This is a genomic window from Halomonas sp. GFAJ-1 (assembly GCF_000236625.2).
Lineage (GTDB): Bacteria > Pseudomonadota > Gammaproteobacteria > Pseudomonadales > Halomonadaceae > Vreelandella.
Genome location: NZ_AHBC01000016.1, coordinates 25,718 through 33,731, shown reverse-complemented (window position 1 = coordinate 33,731; position 8,014 = coordinate 25,718). Strand labels below are relative to the sequence as shown.

Sequence of the window (8,014 nt, the reverse complement as noted above, 5' to 3'; positions counted from 1 at the left end):
ACTATTCGCCAGCAAGGCATTTTAAAATTAAAGGCGGAAGGGCTGTCCGTCTCTGCCCATCGAGGCCTGTGTAAGACCGGTCACGCACCGGCTGCGGCCTAAGACGTGGGAAGCCTCACCCGTGGTTGCGTAGCGACGTAGGGTGGGGAGCAGTCACCGTCTAATTTTCCTGTGTTGATGGCGTTGGTGGGCGCTTGGAATAGTCAGTTCTTACATATACCAACCCATGCCGTGCTGCCTTATGATGGCCGCTTAAAGAGTCTACCTGCATACTTACAGCAGTTGGAGATGGAATCTAACGGCAAAAGCGTGGGTCGCGATGGTCATTCGGTTAATCATGCCACTTGCCCTATTATGTGGGGCGATGTTGGGCCAAATGCTCAGCATGCGTTTTATCAGCTACTTCATCAGGGCAGCCACACGGTAAGTGCAGACTTTATTGCTGTGGCATCACGCCCCGCGGTAGCCTCTGAAAAAGTGAACCATGCGCTGCAGTCTCAGGAAGCGCTCACCCTGGCAAACTGCTTAGCCCAAGCGCAGCTGTTTGCGCTGGGAGATGACGCCATTCCCCAGGCGTTGCGGGGTTATATGGCGCAGGGTTATCGCGGTAACCAGCCTAATTCTGTTTTACTCTTAAAAGTGCTGGATGCGTGGACGATTGGAGCGCTGCTGTCGCTTTACGAGCATAAGGTGTTTGTACAATCGGTGCTGTGGAACCTCAATCCCTTCGACCAGCCAGGGGTAGAGCTTGGTAAGCAGCTAGCGACCAGCCTTTATCACACGTTATCGGGTAAGCCAGTCGAGCAGCAAAACGTCGAAGACCCAAGTACTGAGCAGCTGCTGCGTAAAGTAACTGAGTGGCGCGAATAGTTTAACGAAAAAGGAAGTATGTAATGTCCCAAGTGCGCAAAGCGATTATCCCGGTCGCCGGTTTCGGTACACGGCTATTGCCGATCAGCAAGGCGATCCCGAAAGAGATGGTGCCTGTTGTTGATCGCCCGCTCATTCAGCACGTGGTAGAAGAAGCGCTGGCGGCAGGCATTAATGAGATTATTTTAGTAACAAGAGCAGGGAAGTCGGCGATTGAAGACCACTTTGATGCTCATTTCGAGCTTGAGCACTCGCTGGCAAGTAAGGGTAAAGATGCGCTGCTTGAAACGCTTTCTGCCATTTCGCCTAAACAGCTAAAAGTCACCAGCGTACGCCAGCCCAATGCCAAAGGCCTGGGCCACGCTATTTTCTGTGCTGCACATTTGCTGGATAAAGATGAACCGTTTGCGGTGATCCTTCCGGATGTACTGGTGAAGCCCCAAGTAGGCAGCACTGCCTGTGACCTGGGCAGCATGGTAGCGCGTTGGAATGCCAACGACGCCTCCCAGATCATGGTGGAAGCCGTTCCCCAGGAAGAGGTCTACCGTTACGGGATTGTGGACTGTGACGAGCCTGCTGCTGGTGAGAGCGCCACAATGCGCGGTGTGGTTGAAAAGCCAACGCCAGAGGATGCCCCTTCGCGTCTTTCCGTCATTGGTCGTTATGTGTTGCCGTATCGCATTATGGAACTGCTGCGTGACCAGCCGCCGGGCGCTGGCAATGAAATCCAGCTGACCGATGCCATTGACCGCTTAATGCAGGAAGGCAAAACCGTACAGGCATTCCGCATGCACGGCCGCACCTTCGACTGCGGGCACATCGAGGGCTGGTTGAAAGCCAATACCACGCTCGCCCGCGAAGCAGGTTACGATATTTGATGCTGTCTTAATAAGTGTGTTTCATTAAAGCCGCTCAGCTGATCACTGTAGCGGCTTTTTTTCGCCCAACACATGGAGGAAAGGTATGCACGATTTGCTTGAGCAAGTGTTAGGCATTGCCTACAAAGCCAATGAGGCCATTATGTCGGTTTATGCCCGCAGCTTTAGTGTTGAGCTAAAAGCCGATAAAAGCCCGCTCACGGAGGCAGACCAAGCTGCTCATAACGTGATTATGCAGGGATTGCAGGCGCTTTCTCTGCAGTTACCTATTCTCTCTGAAGAAGATATTGAAGGATTTACTGGGGTAGACAGCGAAGGCCGTTATTGGCTGGTAGACCCGCTGGATGGCACTAAAGAATTTATCAAGCGCAATGGTGAATTTACGGTCAACATTGCGCTGATTCAGAACGGAAAGCCAGTATTGGGCGTGGTGACCGCGCCTGCTCTCGACATTGCTTACTTAGCGGCTGAAGGAGTAGGGGCATTTAAGATAGAAAATGGTCAGCGTTATGCTATTCAAACAGCAGGAAAACCAGCGCCTGATAATGTGTGGCGAGTCATGGGTAGTCGTTCTCACCCAAGTCCAGATTTAGCAGCCTGGCTGGATAAATTAGGCCGCCACCAAGTTCAGCCTATGGGGAGTTCGCTCAAATTTGGGCTTATCGCGGAAGGTAAAGCTGATGTTTACCCGCGCCTAGGCCCTACCTGCTTATGGGATACTGCGGCCGCCCACGCTGTTGTTCTTCAAGCGGGCGGCCGAGTAGAAAATTTAGAAGGTGATTCACTTAGCTATGCGAATCCCAACCAACAACTAAACCCTCATTTTGTAGTGTGGAGTTATTGATTAAAAAAAAGCAAGGCACGGCGCTATTAATGGCCAAGTGCAACACCTGACCCATCCGGTATGGTGTTGCTATGACTCACTGCTATCTTCACCTCTCTGCTGAAGACCGAGCTGCCTTCATGCTGATGCGTGCTCACCACTCGATCCGTGCCATCGCGCAGCAATTGGGACGTGCACCCAGCACCATCTCACGGGAACTGGCACGCCACACGACTGGTGATCCTGGCGAAAGAGGATGGCACTAATGCCACAGCGGCGGCAGTGGTCTTCAGCGAAAAGCTCCATGAGGTGCCGCGAGCCCTGCGCCTATCCATGACCTACGACCAAGGCAGAGAGATGGTGAAGGCCGAGATTACTCAGAAGATCGGTACCACGATCTACTTCGTTGACCCGCATAGCCCATGGCAACAGGGTTCCAATGAGAACACCAATGGACTGCTGCGACAGTACCTGCCGAAGGGCACGGGCTTGTCGGTCTACAGCCATGAAAAGCTCGACGCCATCGCCGACTCACTGAACACACGGCCTCGCAAGACGTTGGACTGGCGAACGCCGCTGGAAGTCTTCGCCGAGGTGTTCAAGAAGTCGGTCACTGGCCCGAGCACCCTTCAATAGCATTGCGCTTGGAACTTGAGACCATCGTATTCAAAAACCTATTATGCGGTGATGCCGCTGGTTGTCACTACGGGCGACTATGATCAAGGTAAATGTTGATTGGGTGGCTCGCCTTGCTGTAATAGGCTTATCTGCGCTAACTCTCGCGCTTCGCCGGGCGGCATGCCGAAACGTGCTTTAAACGCGTTATAGAACCAAGAAAGGTTGTTAAACCCAGATCGGAAAGCCACTTCTTGAACAGGAGGTGGCGTCAAGGAGGGGGAAGTAAGCTCGTTGAGTGCACTGGTTAACCGCTTTTCTAATAAATAATCCGTAAACGAGGTGCCTTCGTCTCTAAATAGAGACCGAATATAGCTGGTTGACACTTTATGGCGCAACGCTAGGTCATCCAGTGATAACGGGAGCCTGAAGTGTGTATTTATATCAATTTTGATTGCTTTTAAGCGTGCCTTTTTCAAGCTGCTACGACTGGCATGAAAGCCGACACTTCGCTTAGAGCCCAACGTAAGGCAGGCAAGGTCAAACAGTTGGCGGGTGATTTGCATCGTAGTGGCGTTATCAATGTCATTACTTTGCTGCGTGAGATCAAGCGCTATGCGTGTGATGTGGTTAAGCGTCTCATTGTGGTGAAAAAGGTGGTCGTACAGCTTATTAGAGCTTTGTAAAAAAGGCGCCAGCTGAGAGCGTGAAAAGGCAACGCTCAAAAACTCTACGCTATCACCCTGAAAATCAACGCTACCCGATTGATAATTCATGACCACACGCGCCGAACCTGGCACACACAAAAGGGACGGGTTTGATTGCAGATTGGATTGCCAAACCCCAGAGCCACCTGGGTGAATAAGAAACGTAATATCGTCATTACCGTCTGTCACTTGCCTTTTGCCACGAGTTGCTTTTAACGAAGATGTGGTGACGTGGGCAATCGAAACACCGGGAAGTAATCGAACTCTTGTTTGAATATCGGGATGTGTGTTTTTTTGGGCATGAAGCTCAACGTTTGCCATTGCACCGTAAGCTTCTTGTGCAGCCTCTAATCTATCTTCTGGTTCAAACTGATTGGTCGAGAACGAAATGAACGCCATTGCTTCACCTTTCCGCTAACGCTATTGATATTGTTTGAGTGCAATAGCGTTGACATTTTCCTCTACTTTTGACGCAAGAGGTGTGGTGCGTGTGTAGGAGCTGAGGCTGGTAAAAAGCTAAGCTTTGAATTGCTTGCATGTAGCTCGCGTCTGGACAGTAAGCCCACTCACATTGTTCCAATCTGGTTTTATCGACCAAATTCCGTAACCAGGCCAAGTGCATGAGGTTTCTCATTCTACCGAATTGGTATTTCTTAGCTCAGGCATGCTTCCACGCTTTCTCAACTAAAAAATATCGATTCGGTAGCGCTGAGTGGAAGTCGTGCCTAAGACGTTAATGCTAGGATCATTTATGGACTCATGAAACCAAGATTGTAAAACGCGTGGATCCACGGTAGGCATGGGAGCCACATGTCCTGCGAGGTGTGGAGGTCTTAGAGCGATGGGTGACGCGGATTGAATGAGTGGCTTTAGTGGAGGCTAGAGAAAAAGGTTGCTCATATAAATGAAATAATAAATAGCGAAAAATAGGGGACTCAATGTTTATTTCGCGATACATGCATTCGATGACCAGCACCATAACGGTTCTTATTGTTGTGATGGCGTCAGGCGCGACAGCTAACCAGGCCCACGGTGGTTTATTAGACGTTTACCAGTTGGCGAGAGACAACGACCCTATTTTTAGAGAGCAGTTCTACGGCAAGCAGGCAGCCGATGAACTCTACTATCAGGCGCGCTCAGCCCTGTTGCCACAGGTCTCAGTAACGGCCAGCCAATCACAAACTTATCAAAATATCCGACAGTCAGATAATGAAAGCTTTGATAGCGGCTCTGTATCGTTTCCTACTACACGCTATGGTGCATCTATTTCGCAGTCTGTCTATGACTACGCACGTTGGTCATCCTTTGCTCAATCGAAAAAGGAAATCCGTCAGGCAGCCTCAGAGCTAGAGGTGGTGCGCCAGAACTTGCTGTATCGAGTCGCAGAACGCTACTTCGATGCCTTGTCTATTTATGAAAACCTTTCCTACCTGCAGGCTGAGAAGGGGTCTGTTGAAGCGAATTATCAAGAAGTATTGGCACGCTTTGAAGACGGCCTCACACGCTCAGAAAATATGTTAGACGCTAGGGCGCGATTAGAGCAGGTGAGAGCACGGGAAATTGAAGTTCAAAATGCCTTACGTGATGCCATTGAAGCGTTGGCTGAAATGATTGGTGCGCCGCCACAACAGCTTGTGTTGCTGGGTAGTGATTTACAGCTTTCACGTCCGGATCCCGACTCTCAAGAAGCGTGGGAGACATTGGCAATTGAGCGCAGTCCTCGGCTTAAGGCAGCAGAGCTTGCCACAGAGGTTGCGAATCGGTCGATTGACGTACGTCGTGGGGGGCACTTTCCTACGCTGGATCTACAGCTGAACTATGACTTTGATGATACCGACGGCTCCTTATTTGGGGGCGGTAGTGAGGTTGAAACACAAGAAATAGCCTTACGTCTTAATGTGCCCGTGTATAGCGGCGGACGAACCTCTTCAGAAGTGCGTGAAAGTGTGAGTCTCTTAGAAGCCAGTCGGTCTCAGCTAGAAGGCGTAACGCGTGAGCTACGCCGTGAAGTGAGGTCGAGTTATCAAAGTATTCTTTCGGCAAAAGCGCGTGAACGTTCTTTGCGCCGTTCCCTTGAAGCCAGCGAGCAAGTGGTTGAATCAAGGCAAGTAAGTGTGGAAACGGGCATTGTTCCTCTACGCGACTTATTGGACGCTGAAAGAGATTTGTTTTTTGCGCGAAGCGAATTGGCCGCTGCTAGGTATGACTACCTAATTAACGTATTACGCCTTAAACGAGCTACGGGCGTGATTAATGTTGATGACCTTCGCGAAATCGACGAGAGGATGAATGAGCATGTCAGTATCTCAAACATCTTTAATTAAAACGTCGAACATTGCTTCTGCTAAATCGTCGACTGCACATGCATCGTCAGACATGGCGACCGGGAGTGTGGTCAATGATTTAGAGGCACTAGTGAAAGGTCTCGGCGCCCCTTATCTCGTGGAGCCTTCCGCTAAGTTTCAGCCGGGTCAATGGCGAAGCGACAGATGTTTGTTCGGTATCGACGTGAACACCTTAACAGCCGAGCAGTGGCAATCTCGTCTACAGCCTATGCTACAGCAATTAGGGATGTTGGCAGAGGACGAACAGTCATTCATGCGCCTGCTTTATGCCCCCGACGCTGAGCAAAAAGCGTCACCTCATTACCTGCTGGTAGGGGTGGAGGGCAAGACTAACAAAGTGTATTGGGAGCACTCCCTTTCTCAGCTGCGTCACCATGATCCTATCAACCCCCTAGTGCTTTACAGCGCATGGAAGTGGCAATCTCAACATCCGGCAATAATTACCGACTATGTGATGGCACCGGATGCTCATCAGGCGCAACGACTGATACAACGTGAACTCCAAAATCTGCCCCCTGTGGTAGAGGATTTATTAGAGCAACTTGAAATCATTGCGGCCCTCAAGAACACGCCATGGCCGCCACTTACTGTTGATGTTATCGAGCGTGCGCCACCGCAGGCTTTGTCGCTACCGGCGCCTGATGACCGCACACCGCGTTGCTCTATCAACTTACATCTACATCACTTTGCACCACGGCTAGGCGATATCGCGGCGCCAATGTTTGCCTTAGCACGGGAGTGGCTCAGCGCTGAGCGTGATGAGTTAAGGAAGTGGTTAGCACACTATGGCGATCAGATGCTAAGTAATGTGTCATTAGGTGTTGACCAGCATGCTAAGCCTTTTATGACTTTTTATTACGGTGGGAAGGTAAGTTCATCGTCATAGCGGTGGACTCGTCTCTCTGCCAACAACGCATCGCACGGGCGATACCTCTTAGTACTTAATAAGACATCATTAGGAGAAATTTATATGTCTACCCAGCTGCTGATTTATCGAGACATTCAACCGATTACTCGCGACAAACATAAAGAGCGCTATCTAAAAGTTAGCCGCGATTTCCGTTTCGCGAGTAACGTCAACTCTGTCCCGCTGATGGCGGCTGAATTTCCTGCGGCGGCCACAGACCTGCCGATTGTGTTCACCGCTGCAGAAGACGGCGGTGTGTTACCCGTGGCGATTTTGGGCCTACAGCAAGATGAAAATTATCTCGTGGACGCCGAGGGGCAGTGGCGGGGTGAGTATGTGCCAGCGTTTTTCCGCCGTTATCCCTTTGTATTTGCGTCCAGTGAGTCGGGTGATACGTTCACATTATGCGTCGACGAAGCGTACGAAGGTCTAAACACTGACGGTCGCGGCGAGCGGTTTTTTGATACTGAGGGTGAGCAGACCCAGTATTTAGAACGTATCTTAAACTTTTTGCAGGACTATCAAGCCCATTTCCAGCGCACGCGCGCATTCGGTAAGCGTCTTGTAGAGCTGAATATTCTTGAAGATGTTCAGGCCCAAGTTCGCCAATCTGAAGGTGGCCCACGTACCCTGACTGGTTTTAAAGCCGTCAACCGCGAAAAGCTGAAAAGTTTAGATGAGCAAGCACTGCAAAAAATGCTGGCGACTGACGAGCTAGAGTTGCTCTATATCCACTTGCAGTCAATGCGTAACTTTAACCGCCTAAACCGCTTATCTGCGGGCGGTGAGCATGTTGACGCACAGTCAAAAGGTGACCCTGCTGATGAGGGTATGCCCAGCGAATCCGACCCAGTCCACTAAGTGGGCTG

At 50.6% G+C, this 8,014-nt stretch carries 8 protein-coding genes and 1 pseudogene; 8 read left to right on the top strand and 1 reads right to left on the bottom strand.

The features are described 5' to 3' along the window. The first annotated feature begins 171 nt into the window (after positions 1 to 171). From MOY_RS04260 to MOY_RS17340, 5 genes and pseudogenes are all read left to right on the top strand, one after another. Positions 172 to 870 (top strand): glucose-6-phosphate isomerase, encoded by a 699-nt coding sequence (locus MOY_RS04260; RefSeq protein ID WP_009096887.1) that lies wholly within the window; start codon positions 172 to 174, stop codon positions 868 to 870. A 23-nt stretch (positions 871 to 893) separates the two neighbouring features. Next, complete coding sequence (locus MOY_RS04255; protein ID WP_009096884.1) at positions 894 to 1,748, top strand: UTP--glucose-1-phosphate uridylyltransferase; 855 nt, start codon at positions 894 to 896, stop codon at positions 1,746 to 1,748. Between the two features lie 85 nt (positions 1,749 to 1,833). Then, entirely contained in the window at positions 1,834 to 2,592 is a 759-nt protein-coding gene (gene cysQ / locus MOY_RS04250; protein ID WP_009096882.1) for a 3'(2'),5'-bisphosphate nucleotidase CysQ, read from the top strand. A 71-nt stretch (positions 2,593 to 2,663) separates the two neighbouring features. Beyond that, entirely contained in the window at positions 2,664 to 2,837 is a 174-nt protein-coding gene (locus MOY_RS17750; RefSeq protein ID WP_168183927.1) for a helix-turn-helix domain-containing protein, read from the top strand. Further along, a pseudogene (locus tag MOY_RS17340) lies at positions 2,800 to 3,207 on the top strand (IS30 family transposase); the annotation flags it as partial. The gene MOY_RS17750 and the pseudogene MOY_RS17340, both read left to right, overlap by 38 nt. Positions 3,208 to 3,290: 83 nt before the next feature. Here the strand turns inward: MOY_RS17340 and MOY_RS04240 are convergent. Further along, complete coding sequence (locus tag MOY_RS04240; RefSeq protein WP_009096877.1) at positions 3,291 to 4,292, bottom strand: AraC family transcriptional regulator; 1,002 nt, start codon at positions 4,290 to 4,292, stop codon at positions 3,291 to 3,293. Positions 4,293 to 4,831: 539 nt separating this feature from the next. Here MOY_RS04240 and MOY_RS04235 point away from each other — a divergent pair. The 3 genes from MOY_RS04235 to MOY_RS04225 all read left to right on the top strand — a co-directional run bounded on the left by MOY_RS04235 (position 4,832) and on the right by MOY_RS04225 (position 8,006). Further along, on the top strand, positions 4,832 to 6,217 hold the full coding sequence (locus MOY_RS04235) for a TolC family outer membrane protein (RefSeq protein ID WP_009096875.1): 1,386 nt from the start codon (positions 4,832 to 4,834) through the stop codon (positions 6,215 to 6,217). Next, complete coding sequence (locus MOY_RS04230; RefSeq protein ID WP_139029285.1) at positions 6,189 to 7,124, top strand: hypothetical protein; 936 nt, start codon at positions 6,189 to 6,191, stop codon at positions 7,122 to 7,124. The genes MOY_RS04235 and MOY_RS04230 overlap by 29 nt, the downstream gene beginning before the upstream one ends. Before the next feature lie 84 nt (positions 7,125 to 7,208). Beyond that, positions 7,209 to 8,006 carry a SapC family protein gene (locus tag MOY_RS04225; protein WP_009096873.1) on the top strand — a complete coding sequence of 266 codons (798 nt, stop codon included), beginning with the start codon at positions 7,209 to 7,211 and terminating at the stop codon, positions 8,004 to 8,006. Positions 8,007 to 8,014 lie beyond the last annotated feature (8 nt).

What these genes read in the sequence shown, in the direction of transcription:
- MOY_RS04255 (WP_009096884.1), top strand. Translation starts at nt 894, where the DNA reads ATGTCCCAAGTGCGCAAAGCGATTATCCCGGTCGCCGGTTTCGGTACA.
- cysQ (WP_009096882.1), top strand. Translation starts at nt 1,834, where the DNA reads ATGCACGATTTGCTTGAGCAAGTGTTAGGCATTGCCTACAAAGCCAAT.
- MOY_RS17750 (WP_168183927.1), top strand. Translation starts at nt 2,664, where the DNA reads ATGACTCACTGCTATCTTCACCTCTCTGCTGAAGACCGAGCTGCCTTC.
- MOY_RS04240 (WP_009096877.1), bottom strand. Translation starts at nt 4,292, where the DNA reads ATGGCGTTCATTTCGTTCTCGACCAATCAGTTTGAACCAGAAGATAGA.
- MOY_RS04235 (WP_009096875.1), top strand. Translation starts at nt 4,832, where the DNA reads ATGTTTATTTCGCGATACATGCATTCGATGACCAGCACCATAACGGTT.
- MOY_RS04230 (WP_139029285.1), top strand. Translation starts at nt 6,189, where the DNA reads ATGTCAGTATCTCAAACATCTTTAATTAAAACGTCGAACATTGCTTCT.
- MOY_RS04225 (WP_009096873.1), top strand. Translation starts at nt 7,209, where the DNA reads ATGTCTACCCAGCTGCTGATTTATCGAGACATTCAACCGATTACTCGC.